Here is a 21059-nt window from a genome sequence, read left to right as displayed (position 1 = left end):
AGGATTACCGTGGCAACATCGGCAGTGCTTAATCAGGAAATGCTGGCGCAGCAGGTATTACAAGATACCTTCGGCTACCAGCAGTTCCGTCCCGGTCAGCAAAACATCATCGAAACCGCTTTAGCTGGGCGCGATTGTTTGGTGGTGATGCCGACCGGCGGCGGCAAATCGCTGTGCTATCAAATCCCGGCGCTGGTGCGCGAAGGGCTGACGCTGGTGGTTTCACCGCTGATTTCACTGATGAAAGATCAGGTCGATCAGCTTCTGGCAAACGGCGTGGCGGCGGCGTGTCTCAACTCAACGCAGACGCGTGAACAGCAGCAGCAAGTGTTTGCAGATTGCCGCACCGGTAAGCTCAAGTTGCTGTATATCGCGCCTGAACGTTTGATGATGGATAACTTCCTCGACAGCCTGCATCAGTGGAATCCAGTGATGCTGGCGGTGGATGAAGCGCACTGTATTTCACAGTGGGGTCACGATTTCCGCCCGGAATACGGTTCGATTGGCCAACTGCGCCAGCGCTTCCCGGAATTGCCGGTGATGGCGTTAACCGCCACCGCCGATGAAACCACGCGTAATGACATCGCGCACCTGTTGCAGATGCACGATCCGCTGATTCAAATCAGCAGTTTTGACCGTCCGAATATTCGCTACACGCTGGTGGAGAAGTTCAAGCCCACCGAGCAACTGCTGCGTTACGTGCAAGATCAGCGCGGTAAAAGCGGCATCATTTACTGTAACAGCCGCGCTAAAGTGGAAGACACCGCCGCGCGTCTGCAAAGTCGTGGTCTGAGCGTCGGCGCTTATCATGCCGGCATTGATAGTGCGCAACGTGCCAGCGTGCAGGAAGCGTTTCAACGCGACGACCTGCAAATCGTGGTCGCCACCGTGGCGTTCGGCATGGGGATTAACAAGCCCAACGTACGCTTTGTGGTGCACTTCGATATTCCGCGCAATATCGAATCCTATTATCAGGAAACCGGTCGCGCCGGACGTGATGGCCTGCCAGCAGAAGCGATGATGCTGTACGATCCGGCCGATATGGCGTGGCTGCGTAAATGCCTAGAAGAGAAAGTGCCAGGTCCGTTGCAGGATATTGAGCGTCACAAACTCAATGCGATGGGCGCGTTTGCGGAAGCGCAAACCTGCCGCCGTTTGGTGCTGTTGAACTACTTCGGTGAAGGTCGCCAGCAGCAATGCGACAACTGCGATATCTGCCTCGATCCGCCGCGCCGCTACGATGGTTTGCTGGAAGCGCAAAAAGCGTTGTCCAGCATCTATCGCACCGGCCAGCGTTTCGGCATGGGCTATATTGTTGAAGTTTTGCGCGGTGCCAGCAATCAGCGTATCCGCGACAACGGCCACGATAAACTGCCGGTGTACGGTTTAGGTCGCGAGCACAGCCATGAACATTGGATTAGCGTGCTGCGTCAGTTGATTCATCTGGGCATGGTGACGCAAAACATCGCGATGCACTCGGCGTTGCAATTGACTGAAGCCGCACGACCGATTTTGCGCGCCGAAGTGCCGTTGATGCTAGCGGTGCCGCGAATTGTCACGGTGAAAACGCGCGGCAGTAGTTCGCCCAAAGTGCACAGTGGCAATTACGATCGCCAGCTGTTCGCCAAGCTGCGTAAGCTGCGTAAAGCCATCGCCGATGAAGAGAACATTCCGCCGTACGTGGTGTTTAACGATGCCACCTTGATTGAAATGGCGGAACAAATGCCGATTAGCGCGTCAGAAATGCTCAGCGTGAATGGCGTCGGTCATCGCAAACTGGAACGTTTTGGTAAGCCGTTCCTGGTGATGATCAAAGAACATGTTGATGAAGGTTAAAGGAAAAAAATCATGCTGATGTTATTCGCCACCGTCGCGCTGGTGCATTTGGTTGCGCTGATGAGTCCCGGTCCGGACTTCTTCTTTGTCTCGCAAACGGCCGCTAGTCGATCGCGTAAAGAGGCGATGATGGGCGTGGTGGGCATTACGCTAGGGATTGTGATTTGGGCTGGCGTGGCGCTGATGGGCCTGCATCTGATTCTGGAAAAAATGGCGTGGCTGCATGAAATCATCATGGTCGGCGGTGGCTTGTATTTGTTGTGGATGGGCTGGCAGCTGATGCGTTCGGCACGTCAACGCCATAAGCAACCGCAGGCCGAAGCACCAGAAGTGGCGTTGCCGAAAAAAGGCATGAGCTTCCTGAAAGGTTTCCTGACCAACCTGTCGAACCCGAAAGCCATTATCTACTTTGGTAGCGTGTTCTCACTGTTTGTCGGCAACGATGTCGGCGCGATGGAACGTTGGGGTTTATTCCTGCTGATTATTGGCGAGACCTTTGCGTGGTTTACGCTGGTGGCGGCGATTTTCGCTCTGCCGTGGATGCGTGATAAGTATCAGCGTATGGCGAAATGGGTGGATGGTATGGCGGGTGTGTTATTTGCCGGATTTGGCATTCATCTGATCATTTCGCGATAACGTTCTCGACGCTCAACGGTCACCATAAATGGCGACCCTACGAAAAAATCCATTGTAGGGTCGCCGTTTATGGAGACCGAAAACGCGTTAAGCCATTCTGCGCGCGCTGGCTAACAGCGCGCCAACTGCCATAAACAAGCCACCAAAGGTGCGGTTCAGCACCTTCATCTGCTTCGGTCCTTTAATCCAACCGGCGATGCGCGTGGCCAGCGTGGCGTAGCCAATCATCACAATAATATCGACCACGATGGTGGTGACGCCGAGCACCAAATACTGCATCAACTGCGGCTGGTGCGGCTGAATAAATTGCGGGAACAGCGCGGCGAGAAACACGATGCTTTTCGGGTTGGTGAGATTCACCAGCACTGCGCGCTTGAACAGACGGCGACGCGGCATAGCTTTGGCAACGGCGTCGAGATCAATGCCGCCCGCCGAGCGCCACTGCTGAATGCCCAACCACACCAAATAGGCCGCGCCCGCCCACTTCAGGACTTCAAAGGCCAGAATCGATTGTGAAAACAGCGCGCCTAAACCTGCACCAACCAGCACGATATGAATCGCCAGGCCCAACTGCAAACCGGTGATCGATGCCACCGCGCCGCGATAGCCGTGGCTAATACCGGTGCTCATGGTGTTAATCGCGCCGGAACCGGGTGAAAGGCTGAGAATCGTTGTGGTGAGAAGGTAGGTTAACCACCATTCAATGGTCATGTGTGACATTCCCTGAAGTTAGCGAAGTGTGACACAATACGCCAGAAAATCGCGGCACGCTACGGAGCGCAGGCACGCCAATCACGTTTTTTTCAGGGGGATCGATGCAGCAGCATAAACAGAGTTGGCTCGGGCGTGAGAAGGGCTTTTCGGCCTTTGCCAATGGTCCGCTGCTCGACTTCTGGCGCCAGCGTGAAGAGCTTGAATTCACCGGCGTAGGCAACCTGAAAATCCGCTACGTACGTTTCACCTCACCGCAACATCGCCGTGTCATTCTGGTGGTTCCCGGACGCATCGAAAGCTACATCAAGTATCCCGAACTGGCCTACGACCTGTTCCAGTGCGGCTACGATGTGGTGATTTTAGATCATCGTGGACAAGGTCGCTCTGAACGGCTGTTGGCTGATTCTCATCGCGGTCATGTGGTGCAATTCAGCCATTACGTTGATGATTTGGAAACGCTGTATCTCAAAGAGATCGAAACCCCACATTATCAGCAGCGCTATGTGCTGGCACATTCGATGGGCGGGGCGATTTTAGCGCTGTTCCTGGCGCGTCGGCCGCAAGCGTTTCATGCCGCGGTATTCTCCGCGCCGATGTTTGGCATTGTGCTGCCGCTGCCCGACTGGATGGCGCATCCGATTCTTGATTGGGCTGAGAAAGTGCCGGCACTGCGTGAAGGCTACGCATTGGGAACAGGACGCTGGCGCGCCAATCCGTTTGGCATCAATCGCCTGACGCACAGCCAGGAACGCTATCGCCGCAATCTGCGCTTTTATGCTGATGATCCGGCATTGCGCGTGGGTGGACCCACTTATCACTGGGTGCGCGAAGGCGTGCAGGCCGGACGCGACATCTTCAATCAGGTGGCGAAAATCACCACGCCAAGCTTGCTGTTGCAAGCCAGTGAAGATGATGTGGTGGATAACCGCTCGCAAAATCTGTTTTGTGCGGCGATGGCCGAGGCGGGACATCCCTGCGCGGGCGATGTTCCGCTCGTGATCACCGGCGCGCGTCATGAGATCTTGTTTGAATCAGACGCCATGCGCGCCAAAGCACTCAACGCGGTGATGGATTTCTTTGACCATCACGCTTAATGCATTTTAATTTCCGATATTAACACCCGAGGTTTACATGTATCACATCGTCGCATCCGACCTGGATGGCACGCTGCTTTCACCGGAACACCGTTTAACGCCATTCGCGCGCACCACACTGCAAGAATTGGTGGCGCGTGACATCCACTTTGTATTTGCTACGGGTCGTCACTACATCGATGTGGGGCAGATGCGCGATAAGCTGGCGATCCCGGCTTATATGATCACCTCGAACGGTGCGCGCGTGCACAATGCCGATGGCGAGCTGGTGTTCAGTCACAATCTTGATGCCGATATCGCCAGCGAGTTGTATGGTCTGCAATATCACGACGAGCACATCCTGACGCACGTTTATCGCGACGACGAATGGTTTATGAGCCGCCATCGCCCGGACGAACAGGATTATTTCCGCGAATCCGTGTTCAATTATCAGGTTTATCAGCCGGGAATGTTGCCGACTGATGGCATCAGCAAAGTGTTCTTCACCTGCGACGATGCCGAACGTTTGATTCCGCTGGAGCAGGCGATTGAAGCGCGCTGGGGCGACCGTGTGAATGTCAGTTTCTCGCTACCCACTTGCCTTGAAGTGATGGCAGGCGGCGTGTCTAAAGGCCACGCGTTGGAAGCGGTATCCAAACAACTGGGCTATTCGCTGAAAGAGTGCATCGCCTTTGGCGACGGCATGAATGACGTTGAGATGCTGAGCATGTCTGGCAAAGGCTGCATCATGCGCAATGCGCAGCAGCGGTTGAAAGATACCTTGCCGACTCTGGATGTGATTGGCAGCAACGCCGACGACGCGGTACCGCATACGCTGCGTAAGCTGTTCCTCGCGTAATTTCGCCATGTGGTCGCCAAAAAAGGCGACCACATGGCAGACCTGATTGTGTGTATTTTGTTCACATGTCAATTAAATAGTTCCCTCAGCTAATCACAGTTTGTTTACACTAGCGGCACTGTTCATTTTGGGATCGTTACCGTGCTGTTACTGATCGTTACCACCATTCTGTGGGCTTTTTCCTTTAGTTTGATCGGGGAATATCTGGCGGGTCAGGTGGATTCCTGGTTCTCGGTGCTGATGCGTTTAGCTCTCGCCGCCATTGTCTTCCTGCCATTCCTGCGCTGGCGCGGTTACCGTGCTTCAACCATTTTGCTGTATATGCTGGTGGGCATGCTGCAACTCGGCATCATGTATTTGCTGAGCTTTGAAGCTTATCTCTACCTCAGCGTCACTGAATTCCTGCTGTTCACCGTAATGACGCCGCTGTATGTCACGTTGATCTACGATTTGCTCAGCCGCCGTCCGCTGCGCATTGGCTATGCCTTCAGCGCGATGCTGGCGGTAATCGGCGCGGCGATTATTCGTTACGACAAAGTCAGTGACCATTTTTGGTTCGGCTTGCTGCTGGTACAGGCGGCCAATATCTGCTTTGCCATCGGCATGGTGGGCTACAAACGCTTGCAGGAAACGCGTCCGATGCCGCAGCACACCGCATTTTCGTGGTTCTATCTTGGCGCGGTAATTATCGCGGTGATTGCCTGGAGCTTGTGGGGCAATCCAAACAAATTGCCAACCACGTCGCTGCAATGGGGGATTTTGGTGTGGCTGGGTGTCGCGGCTTCCGGCTTGGGCTACTTCATGTGGAATTATGGCGCCACGCAGGTGGATGCAGGCACGTTGGGCATCATGAACAACATGCATGTGCCTGCGGGATTGCTAGTGAATCTGGCGATTTGGCAGGAAAAACCACATTGGCCGAGTTTTATCGCCGGTGCCGCAGTAATTTTCGCGTCGTTGTATGTGCACAAGCGTTGGGTATTAGGCAAGAATTCCAAAAGCCACGCTTAGAGCCAAAGGGAAGGGATAGCGCGGCAGAGGAGCAAAGCATCCGAGCCATGGATGGCGAGGCTGATCCACAGGGATGTGGTTTCCCTTGGCGATCTGCCGCGCTATCCCTGACCCAGCACCGAAGCAAAAACTACGGCTTCTTAACCGGCCCCGGACGATGAATCATCGTCAATCCTTTCAGGAAATTACGCAGAATCTGGTCGCCGCATTCGCGGAAATTTTTATGTTCTGGATTACGGAAAATCGCGCCCACTTCCGCCTGCGACAGCTTAAAGTTGGCTTTCAGTAACACATCGGGAATATCGGTGGTTTTCAACGCAAAGGCGATGCGCAGCTTCTTCATAAAAATGTTGTTATTCATGCGGCGCTCAATCGAAGGTGCGGGCGCATCTTCGCTTTTACCACGACGATAAAAAATCAGCCCGTTGAGGAAGTAGCCCATCAACACATCCGGCAATTTGCGGAAGGCGGCATCGTCATCTTTCTTCATCCACGCCTGCACATCTTCCAGCGGCACTTCACTTCCCGCTAAGGCAAAAATCTCCACCACTTTGCTATCGCTCAAATCAAGCATATAGCGCACGCTGCGCAGAACATCGTTACTCATCATGGTGAAACTCTCTTGGTCGCGGGTTGAGGCGGCGCATTATAGAGCAGGCGAGGCAGCGATAACAGCGCGGGCGACCGGCATCGCCCAACATCATCAGGAAGAGGTGGTTTGCAACGAACCCGGACGCGCGGCATCGCGGACGAAAGGTAGATGCTCGCAGGCGTGCTGACGGGCAAAGCGCACAAAGGCTTCCAGCACCGGCTGACGCTGCTCGCCATCACGTACCGCGGCATACAAGCGGCTCCACAAACCGTCGCCCAAGGTTTTCGTTACCACCAAACCTTGCTGCTCAAAATTCTCCACCACCCAATGCGGCAACGCGGCAATGCCCATGCGCGCGGAAACCATCTGAATCAGCAACAGTGTATTATCCACGCTCTTCAATGCCGGACTCACGCCCGCTGGTTGCAGGAAATGGCGCCAGACATCCAAACGCTGACGCTGCACCGGATAAATCATCAGCACTTCGTCAGCCAAATCTTCCGGCGCAATATGTTCAAGCTGCGCCAACGGATGATCCGGCGCCAGCACCAAGCGCACTTCGAAATCAAACATCGGCGTATAGAACAACCCGCTGCGCGGCAGAATATCCGAGGTGAGCACCACATCCAGCTCGCCTTGCTGCAACGCCGGTTGCGGATCAAACGTCACACCGGATTTGAAATCCATCACCACCTGCGGCCAATTCTGGCGGAAATTATTCAACGCCGGCGTTAGCCATTGAATGCAGCTGTGACACTCAATGGCGATGCGCAGCGTGGTTTGATGCGGTTCATGACACGCCTGCAACGCCTGCTGAATCTGCGGCAAAACCTGTTCGGCCAACTGCAACAAAATCTCTCCCTGTGGCGTAAAACGCAGCGGCTGACTTTTGCGCACAAACAGGCGAAAGCCCAGCCGCTGTTCCAAATCGCTGAACTGGTGAGATAACGCCGATTGCGTCTGATGAAGCTGCGAGGCGGCGGCGGCTAACGAGCCGGTATTCCGTAACGCTTGCAGCGTCCTCAGGTGTTTGAGTTCGATCATGAGATTCCTTCACTCCGAGATTGAACATATTGCGCTTGAGGAACATACAGTACCCGCAGATTATAGCGGTGTAAACATCTGGACGGCTAAACATCTCATCCAGGCTACTCAGTTAAGAATATCTGGAGAACAGCAAATGACCATTCTGAACCACACACTCGGTTTCCCTCGCGTCGGTCTGCGTCGTGAACTGAAAAAAGCACAGGAAAGCTACTGGGCAGGTAATAGCTCACAGGAAGAGCTGCTGACCGTGGGTCGCGAATTGCGCGCTCGTCACTGGCAACAGCAGAAAGACGCGGGAGTGGATTTGCTGCCGGTAGGTGATTTCGCCTGGTACGATCACGTTCTGACCACCAGTTTGCTTCTTGGAAATGTACCGGCTCGTCATCAAAACCAAGACGGATCGGTGGATCTCGACACGCTGTTTCGCCTTGGTCGCGGACGTGCGCCCAGCGGTGAACCGGCAGCAGCGGCGGAAATGACCAAATGGTTTAACACCAACTATCACTACATGGTGCCGGAATTCACCCAAGGCCAAAAATTCAAACTCAGCTGGACACAGTTGCTGGATGAAGTTGATGAAGCGCTGACGCTCGGGCATAACGTCAAGCCGGTGCTGCTCGGCCCAGTGACCTATTTGTGGCTCGGCAAAGTAAAAGGTGAGCAGTTTGATCGTCTAACGTTGCTGAAAGACATCCTACCGGTTTACCAACAGGTGTTGGCAGAGCTAAAACAGCGCGGCATTGAATGGGTACAAATTGATGAACCAGCGCTGGCGCTGGAGTTGCCGCAAGCGTGGCGCGCGGCGTTCCAATCGGCTTATGACGCACTGCAAGGTGCCAGCAAACTGCTGCTGACCACCTATTTCGACAGCATAGGCCAGAACATTGATGTGATTAAAGCGCTGCCGGTGCAAGGTCTGCATGTTGATCTGGTGCATGGCAAAGATGATATTCAGCAACTCAATCAGCAAATCCCCGCGGATTGGTTGCTGTCTGTCGGCGTGATTAACGGCCGCAACGTATGGCGCGCCGATCTCAGCAGCTGGTTTGAATGCCTGCAACCGCTGGTTGGTCAACGCCAGCAACTGTGGATTGGCTCATCGTGCTCGTTGCTGCACAGTCCAATCGATCTGAGCGTGGAAACCCGTTTGGATGCTGAAGTAAAAAGCTGGTTTGCCTTCGCGCTGCAAAAATGTGCCGAACTGGCGCTGTTAAGTCACGCTCTCAATAACAATGATGCCGCTTCGCTGGTGGAATGGAGCGCGCCGATTCGCGCGCGGGCTAAATCCACTCGCGTGCACAATGCCGCCGTCGGCGCGCGGCTGGCGAAAATTCAAGCCAAAGATGTGGAGCGTGCCAGCCATTACACTGAGCGCGCCAAAGCTCAACGTGCGCGCTTCAATCTGCCGGATTGGCCAACCACCACCATCGGTTCATTCCCACAAACCACGGAAATTCGCGGTCTGCGCCTCGACTTCAAAAAAGGCAACATCGATGGCGGCAACTATCGCACCGGCATCGCGCAGCACATCAAACAGGCGATTGTGGAACAGGAACGTTTGGGGCTGGACGTTCTGGTACACGGCGAAGCGGAACGTAACGACATGGTCGAATACTTCGGCGAAAACCTTGATGGCTTCGTGTTCACGCAAAACGGCTGGGTACAAAGCTACGGTTCACGCTGTGTGAAGCCGCCGGTGATTATCGGCGATGTTAGTCGCCCACAGGCGATCACCGTGGAGTGGGCGAGATATGCTCAGTCGCTGACGGAAAAGCCGGTAAAAGGCATGTTGACCGGTCCGGTGACCATTCTCTGCTGGTCATTCCCGCGTGAAGATGTCAGCCGCGAAACCATCGCTAAGCAGATAGCCTTAGCGCTGCGTGATGAAGTGGAAGATCTGGAAAAAGCCGGCATCGGCATTATTCAGATTGATGAACCGGCGCTGCGTGAAGGTCTGCCGCTGCATCAATCCGATTGGGCGGCCTATTTGACCTGGGCAGTGGATGCATTCCGTCTGAATGCCGCGGTGGCGCAAGATACTACGCAGATTCACACCCACATGTGTTACTGCGAGTTCAACGACATCATGGATTCGATTGCCGCGCTGGATGCAGATGTCATCACCATCGAAACCTCACGTTCCGATATGGATCTGCTGGATAGCTTCAAAGAGTTTGAGTATCCGAACGAAATCGGTCCCGGCGTCTATGACATTCACTCACCCAACGTACCGAGCGTGGAGTGGATGGAAGAGTTACTGCGTAAAGCGGCGCAAAGTATTCCGCAACAGCGTTTATGGGTGAATCCGGATTGTGGGTTGAAAACGCGCGGCTGGCCGGAAACACGTCAGGCATTGGCGAACATGGTAAAAGCGGCGCAGAACTTGCGGAGTGAAACGACTTAATACGTTGTGTTGATCGATTTGGGGCGCGAGTGCGCCCCTTTTTTATCAGGCGTTTGGCGCGACACCATACTGCTTGAACCATGCCAGCATGCGTTGCCAGCCATCTTTGGCAGAATCAGCATGATAACTTGCGCGGTAATCGGCATTAAAAGCGTGACCCGCATCGGGATAAACCACGATTTCGGCTTTGGCATTCGCCGCATGCACCGCCTGGCGCATCTTATCAATACTTTCCAGCGGGATGCTTTCGTCCTGACCGCCGTACAAACCCAGCACCGGCGCATTTAAATCAACCGCCACATCGATCGGATGCTTCTGCTGCTTCAGCGTTTTCTCACCGTCTAAACGTCCGTACCAAGCGACAGCTGCACGCACCTGCGGATTGTGGGCGGCAAACAGCCAACTGATACGTCCGCCCCAGCAGAAACCGGTGATTGCCATGCGACGACTATCGCCATCGTGGCGCGCGGCCCAGTTGGCGACATGATCGAGATCGGAAAGTACTTGCGTATCCGGCACCTTGCTCACTAACTCTTTGAACAGCGTCGGAATATCGTTGTAGTCGTTGGGATCGCCCTCGCGGAAATAGAGTTCCGGCGCAATCGCCAGATAACCTTCCAGTGCCAAACGACGGCAAATATCGCGAATATGCTCATGGACGCCAAAAATTTCCTGCACCACCAACACCACGGGCAACGTGCCTTGGTACTCTTTTGGTCGGGCATAATAGGCAGGCAGATTTTCGCCCTGGCTAGGAACCGAGGTCTCGCCAGCATGGATCGCATCGCTGGCGGTGATAATGGTGCTGCTTGCGGTGGGCTGAACTGCCGGCGCAAAGCCGCCAGCTGCGGTTTTTTGTGCCATATTGTCTTCGGTTTTCATGGTTCTCTCCGTGCTAGCAAATGCGCAATCACGTAACTATAGCCTGGCCGATGGCGTCAGGCTGACGTAGGGTGCAGAGGGATTTTTTCACGTGTGCTTCATCTCTATTAACATTGCTAACAGAACTTACACAGCACCGCTTGTAGCAATTCAGAATGACACAACGCTAAAGTGTGATTCATGTCACATAAAAATTTTCTGATAATGTAACTTTCATTATTGATGGTGAAATCAGTCACATAATTCTGCTGCTTGCTCACGTAGAGTGGCGCGCACATCCCTTATCAATCAGGAGTCTGTTATGGCCCAATCTGACGTTTTCCATCTTGGCATCACTAAAGCTGACCTAAAAGGCGCCACGCTCGCCATCGTCCCGGGCGATCCTGAGCGCGTGAAGAAAATCGCGGCGCTGATGGATAATCCGCAGCATTTGGCTTCGCACCGTGAATTCACTACTTATCTGGCTGAAGTGGAGGGTAAACCAGTGGTCGTGTGCTCAACCGGTATCGGCGGACCTTCAACCTCGATTGCTGTAGAAGAACTGGCGCAACTTGGCGTGCGCACCTTCCTGCGTGTCGGCACCACCGGCGCGATTCAGCCGCATATTAATGTGGGCGATGTGTTGGTTACCACCGCATCTGTACGTCTTGATGGCGCCAGTTTGCACTTTGCTCCAATGGAATTCCCGGCGGTTGCCGATTTCACCTGCACCACCGCGCTGGTGGCGGCGGCAGAAGCCTGCGGCGCTAAAACCCACATTGGTATTACCGCGTCTTCCGACACCTTCTATCCGGGCCAGGAGCGCTACGACACTTTTTCTGGTCGCGTGGTGAATCGCTTCAAAGGATCGATGGAAGAGTGGCAACAGATGGGCGTTCTTAACTATGAGATGGAATCCGCTACACTGTTAACCATGTGCGCCAGTCAGGGACTGCGTGCCGGCATGGTGGCTGGCGTCATCGTGAACCGTAAGCAAAAAGAGATCCCGGATGCTGCGACCATGAAGCAGACCGAAAGTGATGCGGTGAAAATTGTGGTTGAAGCCGCGCGTCGCTTAATTTAGTGCGCCATTCAAGGGACGAATTCGAGACCAGGCTTATAGGGAGCTCAGCAATTGCCTGATTAGAATGCGCGCAATTTCAGCCAATACTGAGAAATTTCTTATGCGCAAAACGGTTTCTGTCCCTCGTCCTAATTTCATGAGCAATCCCGCTGCTGCGCAATCTCGCGTTGAAGGTGCAGCAGCGCGTTTCCGCCAGGCAATGGCGGCCAGCAATTTTCCACTCGCCCGCCAGTGCTGTGAAGAAGTACTGCGCGTGATGCCTAACAACATGCAAGTGCTGAGCGATTATGCGCTGACACTGATGCGCACCGGCGAATACAAAAAATCCTACAAGATTTACCAGAAGATCTATCAGGCTCCTGCCGCGCAGCGTGCGCAAGCATCGGAAACCTGGCTGGATGGCTTAACCGAAGTGTGTGGTTGGCTGAATAAGCAGGATGAAGTGGCACGCTATGGCCGCGAATCCTTAGAATTATCAGACGCGAAATTCAGTAAAGGCCCGAAAGTTGCTTTTCCTTCCGAAACGCCACCGCCGATCAATCGCAGCAATCCTGCGGAAAACATCATCTCCTTTAGTTTGTATGGCGGCCAGCCACGCTATTGCGAGACGCTGATCAAGAACATCGAAGTGGCGCGCGAACTCTATCCTGATTGGATTTGCCGCATTTACCTTGATGACAGCGTGCCGCAGCACGTTTGGCAGCGTTTGCAGCAGTCGAACACCCAACTGGTCGATATGTCGCAGGAGAAAACCATCTTCCCAACCTTGTGGCGTTTCCTGGTGATGGACGATGCCAGCGTAAAACGCTACATCGTGCGAGATGCCGACTCATTGTTGTCTGAGCGCGAAGTGGTGGCGGTGGATGCCTGGCTGAATTCTCCTTGCTGGTTCCATCATATGCGCGATTACTTCTCGCACACCGAATTGTTGCTGGCGGGCATGTGGGGCGGCTGCCACGGCGTGTTCCACAATGTTGAACAGCAGATGCGCGACTTTATTGCCCAGTACGAAGGCAGCGAGCGTTTTACCGATCAGTACTTCCTGAAAGTGGCGCTGTGGCCAACGGCGCGTGAAAGCCTGCTGAGCCATGACGATATTTTCCATTTCCATCACGCGCAGCCGTGGCCCGCGCATCAACCGATTCGCTGGCAAACTGACAGCTTCCACGTCGGCAGCAATGCCGGTTTTGCCAGCATGGCGGGTAAAATCGAAAATGTTGAAAACGACTGGCAGCAAGTTGAAATCACTTATGACGGCCAAAGCTGGACCTATCCAGCACGTATTCACAGCGCCACCCACGAATGGGTGCTGCCAATGCCGTTCTTCCTGATTGATGCGTGGAAAGCCGGGGATTTAACGGTGAAAGCGCTTTAATTGTTCTGGACATTTATACAGTGCCACTCTACCTTTTCCCTCAGCGAGACGATCCGCGGGGGGAATTATGGATCAGCAACTTATCATCAGCGGCGCGCTGGCGCTGGCCGGTTTGGGCATTGGTTGGATCATTGCTCAATTGCGTGCCGGCCAGCAGCACGCCAGCTTCATCACCGAGCGCCGGTTGTTGGAAGAGGCGCAGCAGCGCCAGCAGCAACAGCTCGAACAATTACAGCAGCAAATTCAGCAGCGCGAACAAGAACTTCGCCAATTGCACGGCTCGTTGAGCGGTGCGCAAGAGCGTTTGCAGCAGCTTGATTATTGGCGTGGCGAAAGTGAGCAACTTAGCCGCGAATTGCGTAATCAGCTTGAAGTAAACAGCGCACAAGAAGCTGAATTGCGTGAAGTCACTATTCGTCTTGAAGAGACGCGTTTTGGCGCTGAAGAGAAGCAGCGTCTGTTGACCAACAGCGAACAGCGTCTCAGCGCGCAGTTTGAAAATCTTGCCAACCGCATTTTCGAAAACAGTGGAAAGCGCGTTGATGAGCAAAACCGACAAAGCCTCAATAGCCTTATTGGTCCGCTACGTGAACAGTTGGATGGTTTTCGTCGTCAGGTGCACGACAGTTTTGGCCTGGAAGCTAAAGAACGTCACACGTTGACCCACGAAATTCGCCAATTACAGCAGTTGAATGCGCAGATGGCGCAGGAAGCCGTCAACCTCACCAAAGCGCTGAAAGGCGACAACAAGATTCAGGGCAACTGGGGCGAAGTGGTGTTGAGCCGCGTGCTAGAGGCTTCAGGATTACGTGAAGGCCACGAATATCAAACACAAGTTAGCGTGCAGTTGGAACAGCAGGGCAGGATGCAGCCCGATGTGATTGTGCGTTTGCCGCAAGGCAAAGATGTGGTGATTGACGCCAAAATGACGCTGGTGGCATACGAACGCTACTTCAACGCCGACGATGAAGCCACGCGTGAGCAGGCGATTCAGGAACACGTCAATGCCATGCGCGGACACATTCGTTTGTTAGGGCGAAAAGATTACCAACAATTGCCCGGTTTACGCTCGCTGGATTATGTGTTGATGTTTATCCCGGTTGAACCGGCGTTTCTGTTGGCGATCGATCGTCAGCCAGAATTGATCAGCGAAGCGTTGCAGCAAAACATCATGTTGGTAAGCCCAACCACGCTGCTGGTGGCGCTGCGTACCATCAACAATCTTTGGCGTTATGAACATCAAAGCCGCAATGCGCAGCGTATCGCCGATCGGGCAACGCGTTTGTATGACAAGATGCGGTTGTTTGTCGATGACATGAGCGGCATTGGCCACAATCTCGATAAAGCGCAGCAAAGTTATCATCAGGCGATGAAGAAATTGTCAGAAGGGCGCGGCAATCTGATTGCGCAAAGTGAAGTCTTCCGCTCGCTTGGCGTAGAGATCAAACGTCCGATCAATCCGCAGTTAGTCGAGCAGGCGCAACCGGAAGAGGCGGATGAAGATTGGGCAGACGATCGTGAATCGGATGAAAACGTTGCAAATTCAGCCACGTCTTCTCTGCGCCGCATCAACGAATAGCACGGTGGTCGCGTGCTCGTGTAGCGCGACTCTGATACACTTCGGCAAGAATTGTTTGTGGAACAGGTAAAACCGATGGCAGATGAATCACAGCAGGAAACTACCCATTTTGGCTTCCAGACCGTCGCGAAAAGCGAAAAGGCCGATAAAGTTGCAGACGTGTTTCACTCCGTCGCAGCAAAATATGACCTGATGAACGATTTGATGTCGTTTGGCATCCATCGTGTCTGGAAGCGTTTTACCATTGACAGCAGCGGCGTGCGCCGCGGTCAACGCGTGTTAGATCTGGCGGGCGGAACCGGCGATCTCACGGCAAAATTCTCGCGTTTGGTAGGCGAAACCGGCCAGGTTGTGCTGGCTGACATCAACAGCTCAATGCTGAAGATGGGCCGCGAAAAGCTGCGCAATCTTGGTGTGTCCGGCAATGTGAGTTATGTCCAGGCCAACGCCGAAGCGCTGCCGTTCCCGGATAACTACTTCGATTGCATCACCATCTCCTTCGGCTTGCGTAACGTCACCGAAAAAGAGAAAGCGTTGGCGTCGATGTTCCGTGTGTTGAAGCCAGGTGGACGTTTGCTGGTGCTGGAGTTCTCCAAACCGCTGCTCGAGCCGCTGAGCAAAGCCTACGATACTTATTCCTTCCACATTCTGCCGCGTATTGGTCAGTTGGTGGCGCAAGATGCGGAAAGCTACCGCTATCTGGCGGAGTCGATTCGTATGCATCCCGATCAGGAAACCCTGAAAGCGATGATGAATGACGCAGGCTTTGAAAATACCACTTATTTCAACATGACCGGCGGTATTGTCGCGCTACATCGCGGATTTAAATTCTAACTCATCATGACTTTAACTCCCCTCATTACCGGCGGTCTTGAGACCGCCTTGAACCGTGTTCTCTATCGCGATCGCAGCCTGAAAACCGCACGCCAGCGGTTGGCGGGCAAAGTGTTGATGCTGCGTCTGCAAGAGCTCGATTTTCCGTTGGTGCTGGTGTTTAGCGAATCGCAATTGGATGTGCTGAGTGATTGGCAGGACAGCAGCGACTGCACGGTAAGTTTGCGCATTAGCACCTTGCCGAAACTGCGCGATCGCCAACAACTCACCAGCTTGATTCGCAGCGGTGAACTGGACGTCGAGGGTGATTTGCAGGTGGTACAGCAATTCTCAGCGTTGATGGATCTTGCCGAACTCGATCCGGCGGAATATCTGGCACCTTGGATGGGCGATATTGCCGCGCAGGGCGTCAGTCAGGCCGCGCAACAGGCACTGAAATTCGTGCAGCAGCAGGTGACGCGCCGCCAGGATTATCTCGGCCAGGTACTGACCGAAGAGTGGCGTGTCGCGCCAGGTGCGCTGGAATTAGCATGGTTCTGTGAGGAAGTGGAAGCGATGGAACGTTCGCTCAATGCGTTTGAAGCGCGTTTGGCACAGCTGGAGGCGAAATGACGCTGGGAGAAATTCGGCGCTTATACTTCATCATCAAGATCTTTCTTACTTACGGTCTCGATGAATTGATTCCCCGCATGCGCTTTACGCTGTTGTTACGGTTGTGGCGGCGCTGCATCTTCTGGATCCCCAACAAACACAAAGACGCGACCGCTGGTGTGCGCATCCGTTTAGCGATGGAACAACTGGGTCCGGTGTGGATTAAGTTCGGCCAAATGCTCTCCACGCGCCGCGATCTGTTCCCGCCAGCCATTGCCGATGAACTGGCGGTGCTGCAAGATCGCGTCGCGCCGTTTGATGGCATCAAAGCCAAAGAGCAAATTGAAAAGTCGATTGGCGGCCCGGTAGAAAGCTGGTTCGAAGACTTCGATATCAAGCCGCTGGCTTCGGCGTCAATTGCGCAGGTGCATACCGCCACGCTGAAATCCAATGGCCGTGCGGTAGTGATCAAAGTAATTCGCCCCGACATCTTGCCGGTGATCAAAGCGGATATGAAGCTGATCTACCGACTGGCGCGTTGGGTGCCGCGTTTGCTGCCGGATGGACGCCGTTTGCGTCCGGTGGAAGTGGTGCGCGATTACGAAAAAACGCTGATTGATGAGCTGAACTTGCTGCGTGAAGCGGCGAACGCCATTCAATTGCGACGCAACTTCGATCAAAGCCGCATGCTATACGTGCCGGAAGTGTTCTCGGATTATTGCAGCGAATCGATGATGGTAATGGAACGCATTTACGGCATTCCTATCTCAGATATCGCTACGCTGGAGCAGCATGGCGTCAACATGAAGCTGCTGGCTGAACGCGGTGTGCAAGTGTTCTTCACCCAGGTATTCCGTGACAGTTTCTTCCACGCCGATATGCATCCCGGCAATATCTTCGTTAGCTACGATCATCCGGAAGATCCCCAATATATCGGCATCGACTGCGGCATCGTTGGCTCGCTCAACAAAGAAGATAAGCGCTATCTGGCCGAAAACTTTATCGCCTTCTTTAATCGCGATTACCGCAAAGTAGCGGAGTTACACGTAGATTCTGGTTGGGTGCCGCCGGATACCAATGTGGAAGATTTTGAGTTCGCCATTCGTACCGTGTGTGAGCCGATTTTCGAGAAACCGCTGGCGGAGATTTCATTCGGTCACGTGCTGCTGAACCTGTTTAACACCGCCCGTCGCTTTAATATGGAAGTGCAGCCGCAGTTAGTGCTGTTACAGAAGACCTTGCTGTATATCGAAGGCATTGGTCGTCAGCTTTACCCGCAGCTTGATCTGTGGAAAACCGCCAAGCCGTTCCTCGAAGATTGGATCAAAGATCAAATCGGGATTCCCGCCATTATGCGGGCGGTGAAAGAGAAAGCACCGTACTGGGCGGAGAAATTGCCGGAGCTGCCGGAGCTATTTTACGACAGCATGCGCCAGCACAAATTATTGAAGCACAGTGTCGATAAACTCGTCACCGATTTAAACGTACAGCGAACACGCAATCATCAGGCACGCTATCTGTTCGGTGTAGGCGCTACACTGTTATTAAGTGGCACCGCTGTGCTGTTAAGTCGACCAGACTGGGATTTCTTCCCGGCACTTTTAATGGCCGCTGGCATCGTCACCTGGCTTATCGGCTGGCGCAAGACAAACTGATTGTTTGCCCGGTACAAATCGCGTAATGTCGCAAGTTAAAGCCCGAAATCATATGGGCTTTCTGTGCGTTACAATCAATAGTTTTTCACAGAATATTAGAGGCATATCTCATGGGCGGTATCAGTATTTGGCAATTGTTAATCATTGCCGTCATTGTTGTACTTTTGTTCGGTACCAATAAACTTCGCAACCTGGGTTCGGATTTAGGATCTTCCATTCGCGGCTTCAAAAAAGCCATGGGCGATGAAGACGATAAAAAGGATCAACCGAAAGAGCAGGACGCTGACTTTAACGCCAAAACTTTGGCAGACAAACAGCAAACCTCGGCGACTAAAGACGACGCCCGGAACGACAAGCAGGTATAACTGTGTTCGACATTGGTTTTAGTGAACTGGTATTGGTGTTCGTGATCGGGCTGATTGTGCTTGGCCCGCAACGATTACCGGTTGCGGTGAAAACCGTCGTTGGCTGGATCAGAGCCATTCGCTCGCTGGCCGCGAATGTACAAAACGAACTGGCGCAGGAACTGAAACTGCAAGAATTGCAGGACAGTCTGAAGAAGGTGGAAGAAGCAGGCCGCGGCACGCTGTCGCCGGAGCTGAAAGAGTCGATGGAAGAGCTACGCAAAACCGCCGATTCCATGAAGCGTTCGGTGCAGCAGAGCATCGATCTTGAAAAAGAGGAAGATGAAGCCAACACCATTCATCAGACCACGCCAGCCGCAGCGCCACCCGCGACTTCCCCTGCGGTTACGCCTGCTGCTGCGGAACATCAATCCAGTGCACCAGCACAGGCTCCGCAGTCTAGCGATGTGACCTCTGAAGCAGAAACCCATCCTGTCGCCAGTGCTGCTGAAAGCACCGCGAAAGTCTCTCTTGTCAAAGATGAACGATAAACATGGCCGTTGAAGATACCCAACCGCTCATTAGCCATCTGATTGAGCTGCGTAAGCGTTTGTTGAATTGCATCATCGCTGTTTTAGTCATCTTTCTCTGCTTGGTCTATTTCGCGAATGATATTTACCATCTGGTCGCCTCACCGCTGATCAGCCAAATGCCAGCGGGTGCGAGCATGATCGCCACCGATGTGGCATCGCCTTTCTTTACACCGATTAAGCTGACCATCATTGTCTCGGTATTTCTTGCCGTGCCGGTGATTTTGTATCAGGTTTGGGCGTTTGTGGCGCCTGCGCTGTATCGCCATGAACGCAAGTTGGTAATGCCACTGCTGTTCTCCAGCACGCTGCTGTTCTATGTCGGCGTGGCATTTGCTTACTTCATCGTGTTCCCGCTGGCGTTTGGCTTCTTCGCCAAAACCGCGCCGCAAGGCGTGACCATCGCGACGGATATCACCAACTATCTCGACTTTGTCATGACGATTTTCATGGCATTTGGTGTAGCGTTTGAAGTGCCGATTGCGATTGTGCTGCTGTGCTGGACTGGCATTACTTCGCCGGAAGATCTGCGCAAGAAGCGTCCTTACATGCTGGTTGGCGCATTCGTCGTTGGGATGTTGCTCACACCGCCGGATGTTTTCTCGCAAACTTTGCTCGCTATTCCGATGTACTGCCTGTTTGAAGTCGGCGTATTCTTCTCCCGCTACTATGTGGGTAAAGGGCGCAAGGCTTCAGAGGATGAGGAACAGAATACCGAATCCTGATGTCCTTAATGCAGGGCCCCCGCAAAGTGGCGGGGCGATAAAGAAATCTAAGCCGCCCAATTGGGCGGTTTTTATTTGGGAGAAAACATGTTTGATATCGGTGTAAACCTGACCAGCACGCAATTCGCAAAAGATCGCGAGCAGGTTGTGAAACGTGCGCGCGAAGCAGGCGTCACCGGCCTGTTAATTACCGGCACCAACGCGCTGGAAAGTCAGCAGGCGCGCCAGTTGGCTGCACAACACGCAGGCTATTGCTGGTCGACAGCGGGCGTGCATCCACATCATGCCAGCGAATGGTCAGCTGACACGGCGAATACATTGCGGCGCCTCGCAGAAAGCGAACAGGTGGTGGCGATTGGTGAATGCGGATTGGATTTTAACCGTAATCTCTCCGCGCACGATCAACAAGAATATGCCTTTGACGCGCAGCTCGCGTTGGCCGCTGAACTGCAACTGCCGGTGTTTTTGCATTGTCGTGAAGCGCACGATCGTTTTGTCGCGGTGCTTGAACCGTGGCTGCCAAAACTGGTTGGCGCGGTGGTGCACTGCTTTACCGGCACGCGCGATGAGCTGGAAGGTTGTCTGAAATTGGGCTTATCGGTGGGGATCACCGGTTGGGTCTGCGACGAACGTCGTGGCCTGGAATTGCGTGAATTGTTGCCGTTGATTCCGGCCGAGCGCTTATTGCTCGAAACCGACGCGCCGTATTTGCTGCCGCGCGATATGCATCCGCGTCCTACCTCACGCCGCAATGAACCGTGCTTCTTGCCACACATTGTGCAGCAAGTGGCGAACTGGCGTGGCGAAGCGGCGGAGACGTTGGGCGCGCAGGTTAATCACAATGCGCGCCAACTGTTTAAACTGGTTTAAAGCTTACGGAACTGCTTGTTATCCACGCTGCGCATCACCTGTTTGTTCAGCATGTTTAGCAGTAACACAGAACGTGTTTCACCATCCGGCTCAGCAAAAATCGCGCGCAGTCCTTCAAAGGTGCCATCGGTGATGATCACTTCATCACCGCTTTGCGGCGTTTCGGGATCAAGGACGATCTGCGGCGCGTCAGTTTGCAGCGCTTCGATCACATCATGCGAAACGGTAGCGGGCATGGTACCAAAGCGCACAAAGTGGCTGACGCCGCGCGTGCTGCTGATGGTGGTGGTGTGAATCGCTTCGGGATCGAATTCGATAAACAGATAGTTGGGAAACAGCGGCTCACTCACGGTGGTGCGTTTACCGCGCACAATCTTCT

At 53.8% G+C, this 21059-nt stretch carries 21 protein-coding genes; 16 read left to right on the top strand and 5 right to left on the bottom strand.

Annotated features, from left to right (window positions below; genetic code table 11):
- Nucleotides 1-9 precede the first annotated feature (9 nt).
- Together recQ and rhtC are read left to right on the top strand one after the other, a co-directional pair.
- Nucleotides 10-1836: an ATP-dependent DNA helicase RecQ gene (gene recQ / locus ABDW13_RS18225; protein WP_343553974.1), complete on the top strand. Its 1827-nt coding sequence runs from the start codon at nt 10-12 to the stop codon at nt 1834-1836.
- A gap of 12 nt (nt 1837-1848) precedes the next feature.
- Nucleotides 1849-2472, top strand: coding sequence for a threonine export protein RhtC (rhtC, locus tag ABDW13_RS18220; RefSeq protein ID WP_343553973.1), 624 nt, complete (start codon nt 1849-1851; stop codon nt 2470-2472).
- Between the two features lie 87 nt (nt 2473-2559).
- Here rhtC and rhtB read toward each other — a convergent pair whose 3' ends face one another.
- A complete protein-coding gene (gene rhtB / locus ABDW13_RS18215) occupies nt 2560-3183 on the bottom strand; it encodes a homoserine/homoserine lactone efflux protein (RefSeq protein ID WP_343553972.1) in 624 nt (207 codons plus the stop codon).
- 104 nt (nt 3184-3287) lie between these two features.
- Between rhtB and pldB the strand changes: the two genes are divergently transcribed.
- The 3 genes from pldB to ABDW13_RS18200 all read left to right on the top strand — a co-directional run bounded on the left by pldB (nt 3288) and on the right by ABDW13_RS18200 (nt 6129).
- A complete protein-coding gene (gene pldB / locus ABDW13_RS18210) occupies nt 3288-4280 on the top strand; it encodes a lysophospholipase L2 (protein WP_343553971.1) in 993 nt (330 codons plus the stop codon).
- 37 nt (nt 4281-4317) lie between these two features.
- Nucleotides 4318-5118: a sugar/pyridoxal phosphate phosphatase YigL gene (gene yigL, locus ABDW13_RS18205; RefSeq protein WP_343553970.1), complete on the top strand. Its 801-nt coding sequence runs from the start codon at nt 4318-4320 to the stop codon at nt 5116-5118.
- A 141-nt stretch (nt 5119-5259) separates the two neighbouring features.
- A complete protein-coding gene (locus ABDW13_RS18200; RefSeq protein WP_343553969.1) occupies nt 5260-6129 on the top strand; it encodes a carboxylate/amino acid/amine transporter in 870 nt (289 codons plus the stop codon).
- Between the two features lie 130 nt (nt 6130-6259).
- Here the strand turns inward: ABDW13_RS18200 and ABDW13_RS18195 are convergent, their stop codons facing one another.
- Together ABDW13_RS18195 and metR are read right to left on the bottom strand one after the other, a co-directional pair.
- Nucleotides 6260-6739: a DUF1456 family protein gene (locus ABDW13_RS18195; protein ID WP_343553968.1), complete on the bottom strand. Its 480-nt coding sequence runs from the start codon at nt 6737-6739 to the stop codon at nt 6260-6262.
- A 93-nt stretch (nt 6740-6832) separates the two neighbouring features.
- Nucleotides 6833-7765, bottom strand: a complete 933-nt coding sequence (gene metR / locus ABDW13_RS18190) for an HTH-type transcriptional regulator MetR (protein WP_343553967.1) — start codon at nt 7763-7765, stop codon at nt 6833-6835.
- Between the two features lie 136 nt (nt 7766-7901).
- Here metR and metE point away from each other — a divergent pair, with 136 nt between their 5' ends.
- Nucleotides 7902-10172, top strand: coding sequence for a 5-methyltetrahydropteroyltriglutamate--homocysteine S-methyltransferase (gene metE / locus ABDW13_RS18185; protein ID WP_343553966.1), 2271 nt, complete (start codon nt 7902-7904; stop codon nt 10170-10172).
- A 45-nt stretch (nt 10173-10217) separates the two neighbouring features.
- Here the strand turns inward: metE and ABDW13_RS18180 are convergent, their stop codons facing one another.
- Entirely contained in the window at nt 10218-11054 is an 837-nt protein-coding gene (locus ABDW13_RS18180) for a dienelactone hydrolase family protein (protein WP_343553965.1), read from the bottom strand.
- 301 nt (nt 11055-11355) lie between these two features.
- Between ABDW13_RS18180 and udp the strand changes: the two genes are divergently transcribed.
- The 10 genes from udp to tatD all read left to right on the top strand — a co-directional run bounded on the left by udp (nt 11356) and on the right by tatD (nt 20680).
- The gene (gene udp, locus ABDW13_RS18175; protein WP_343553964.1) at nt 11356-12117 is read left to right on the top strand and encodes a uridine phosphorylase; all 762 of its coding nucleotides are present in this window, start codon (nt 11356-11358) and stop codon (nt 12115-12117) included.
- 100 nt (nt 12118-12217) lie between these two features.
- Nucleotides 12218-13492, top strand: coding sequence for a tetratricopeptide repeat protein (locus ABDW13_RS18170; RefSeq protein WP_343553963.1), 1275 nt, complete (start codon nt 12218-12220; stop codon nt 13490-13492).
- A 67-nt stretch (nt 13493-13559) separates the two neighbouring features.
- A complete protein-coding gene (gene rmuC, locus ABDW13_RS18165) occupies nt 13560-15071 on the top strand; it encodes a DNA recombination protein RmuC (protein WP_343553962.1) in 1512 nt (503 codons plus the stop codon).
- A 75-nt stretch (nt 15072-15146) separates the two neighbouring features.
- The gene (gene ubiE / locus ABDW13_RS18160; RefSeq protein WP_008105805.1) at nt 15147-15905 is read left to right on the top strand and encodes a bifunctional demethylmenaquinone methyltransferase/2-methoxy-6-polyprenyl-1,4-benzoquinol methylase UbiE; all 759 of its coding nucleotides are present in this window, start codon (nt 15147-15149) and stop codon (nt 15903-15905) included.
- A 6-nt stretch (nt 15906-15911) separates the two neighbouring features.
- Nucleotides 15912-16517, top strand: a complete 606-nt coding sequence (locus ABDW13_RS18155) for an SCP2 domain-containing protein (RefSeq protein WP_343553961.1) — start codon at nt 15912-15914, stop codon at nt 16515-16517.
- On the top strand, nt 16514-18151 hold the full coding sequence (gene ubiB, locus ABDW13_RS18150; protein ID WP_343553960.1) for a ubiquinone biosynthesis regulatory protein kinase UbiB: 1638 nt from the start codon (nt 16514-16516) through the stop codon (nt 18149-18151). Before ABDW13_RS18155 ends, ubiB begins: the two co-directional genes overlap by 4 nt.
- 110 nt (nt 18152-18261) lie before the next feature.
- A complete protein-coding gene (tatA, locus tag ABDW13_RS18145) occupies nt 18262-18516 on the top strand; it encodes a Sec-independent protein translocase subunit TatA (protein WP_009127893.1) in 255 nt (84 codons plus the stop codon).
- A 2-nt stretch (nt 18517-18518) separates the two neighbouring features.
- Nucleotides 18519-19046 (top strand): Sec-independent protein translocase protein TatB, encoded by a 528-nt coding sequence (tatB, locus tag ABDW13_RS18140; RefSeq protein ID WP_343553959.1) that lies wholly within the window; start codon nt 18519-18521, stop codon nt 19044-19046.
- 2 nt (nt 19047-19048) lie between these two features.
- Nucleotides 19049-19810 (top strand): Sec-independent protein translocase subunit TatC, encoded by a 762-nt coding sequence (gene tatC, locus ABDW13_RS18135; protein ID WP_343553958.1) that lies wholly within the window; start codon nt 19049-19051, stop codon nt 19808-19810.
- A gap of 87 nt (nt 19811-19897) precedes the next feature.
- Entirely contained in the window at nt 19898-20680 is a 783-nt protein-coding gene (gene tatD / locus ABDW13_RS18130) for a 3'-5' ssDNA/RNA exonuclease TatD (protein ID WP_343553957.1), read from the top strand.
- Here tatD and rfaH read toward each other — a convergent pair.
- On the bottom strand, nt 20677-21059 hold a 383-nt coding region (gene rfaH, locus ABDW13_RS18125; RefSeq protein WP_343553956.1), incomplete at its 5' end, for a transcription/translation regulatory transformer protein RfaH. The two genes, tatD and rfaH, sit on opposite strands and share 4 nt — an antisense overlap.

Source organism: Pantoea sp., assembly GCF_039594315.1.
Taxonomy (GTDB): domain Bacteria; phylum Pseudomonadota; class Gammaproteobacteria; order Enterobacterales; family Enterobacteriaceae; genus Pantoea.
This window is presented reverse-complemented; position numbering and strand designations above follow the sequence as displayed.

What these genes read in the sequence shown, in the direction of transcription:
- rhtC (WP_343553973.1), top strand. Translation starts at nt 1,849, where the DNA reads ATGCTGATGTTATTCGCCACCGTCGCGCTGGTGCATTTGGTTGCGCTG.
- rhtB (WP_343553972.1), bottom strand. Translation starts at nt 3,183, where the DNA reads ATGACCATTGAATGGTGGTTAACCTACCTTCTCACCACAACGATTCTC.
- pldB (WP_343553971.1), top strand. Translation starts at nt 3,288, where the DNA reads ATGCAGCAGCATAAACAGAGTTGGCTCGGGCGTGAGAAGGGCTTTTCG.
- yigL (WP_343553970.1), top strand. Translation starts at nt 4,318, where the DNA reads ATGTATCACATCGTCGCATCCGACCTGGATGGCACGCTGCTTTCACCG.
- ABDW13_RS18195 (WP_343553968.1), bottom strand. Translation starts at nt 6,739, where the DNA reads ATGATGAGTAACGATGTTCTGCGCAGCGTGCGCTATATGCTTGATTTG.
- metR (WP_343553967.1), bottom strand. Translation starts at nt 7,765, where the DNA reads ATGATCGAACTCAAACACCTGAGGACGCTGCAAGCGTTACGGAATACC.
- metE (WP_343553966.1), top strand. Translation starts at nt 7,902, where the DNA reads ATGACCATTCTGAACCACACACTCGGTTTCCCTCGCGTCGGTCTGCGT.
- ABDW13_RS18180 (WP_343553965.1), bottom strand. Translation starts at nt 11,054, where the DNA reads ATGAAAACCGAAGACAATATGGCACAAAAAACCGCAGCTGGCGGCTTT.
- udp (WP_343553964.1), top strand. Translation starts at nt 11,356, where the DNA reads ATGGCCCAATCTGACGTTTTCCATCTTGGCATCACTAAAGCTGACCTA.
- ABDW13_RS18170 (WP_343553963.1), top strand. Translation starts at nt 12,218, where the DNA reads ATGCGCAAAACGGTTTCTGTCCCTCGTCCTAATTTCATGAGCAATCCC.
- rmuC (WP_343553962.1), top strand. Translation starts at nt 13,560, where the DNA reads ATGGATCAGCAACTTATCATCAGCGGCGCGCTGGCGCTGGCCGGTTTG.
- ubiE (WP_008105805.1), top strand. Translation starts at nt 15,147, where the DNA reads ATGGCAGATGAATCACAGCAGGAAACTACCCATTTTGGCTTCCAGACC.
- ABDW13_RS18155 (WP_343553961.1), top strand. Translation starts at nt 15,912, where the DNA reads ATGACTTTAACTCCCCTCATTACCGGCGGTCTTGAGACCGCCTTGAAC.
- ubiB (WP_343553960.1), top strand. Translation starts at nt 16,514, where the DNA reads ATGACGCTGGGAGAAATTCGGCGCTTATACTTCATCATCAAGATCTTT.
- tatA (WP_009127893.1), top strand. Translation starts at nt 18,262, where the DNA reads ATGGGCGGTATCAGTATTTGGCAATTGTTAATCATTGCCGTCATTGTT.
- tatC (WP_343553958.1), top strand. Translation starts at nt 19,049, where the DNA reads ATGGCCGTTGAAGATACCCAACCGCTCATTAGCCATCTGATTGAGCTG.
- tatD (WP_343553957.1), top strand. Translation starts at nt 19,898, where the DNA reads ATGTTTGATATCGGTGTAAACCTGACCAGCACGCAATTCGCAAAAGAT.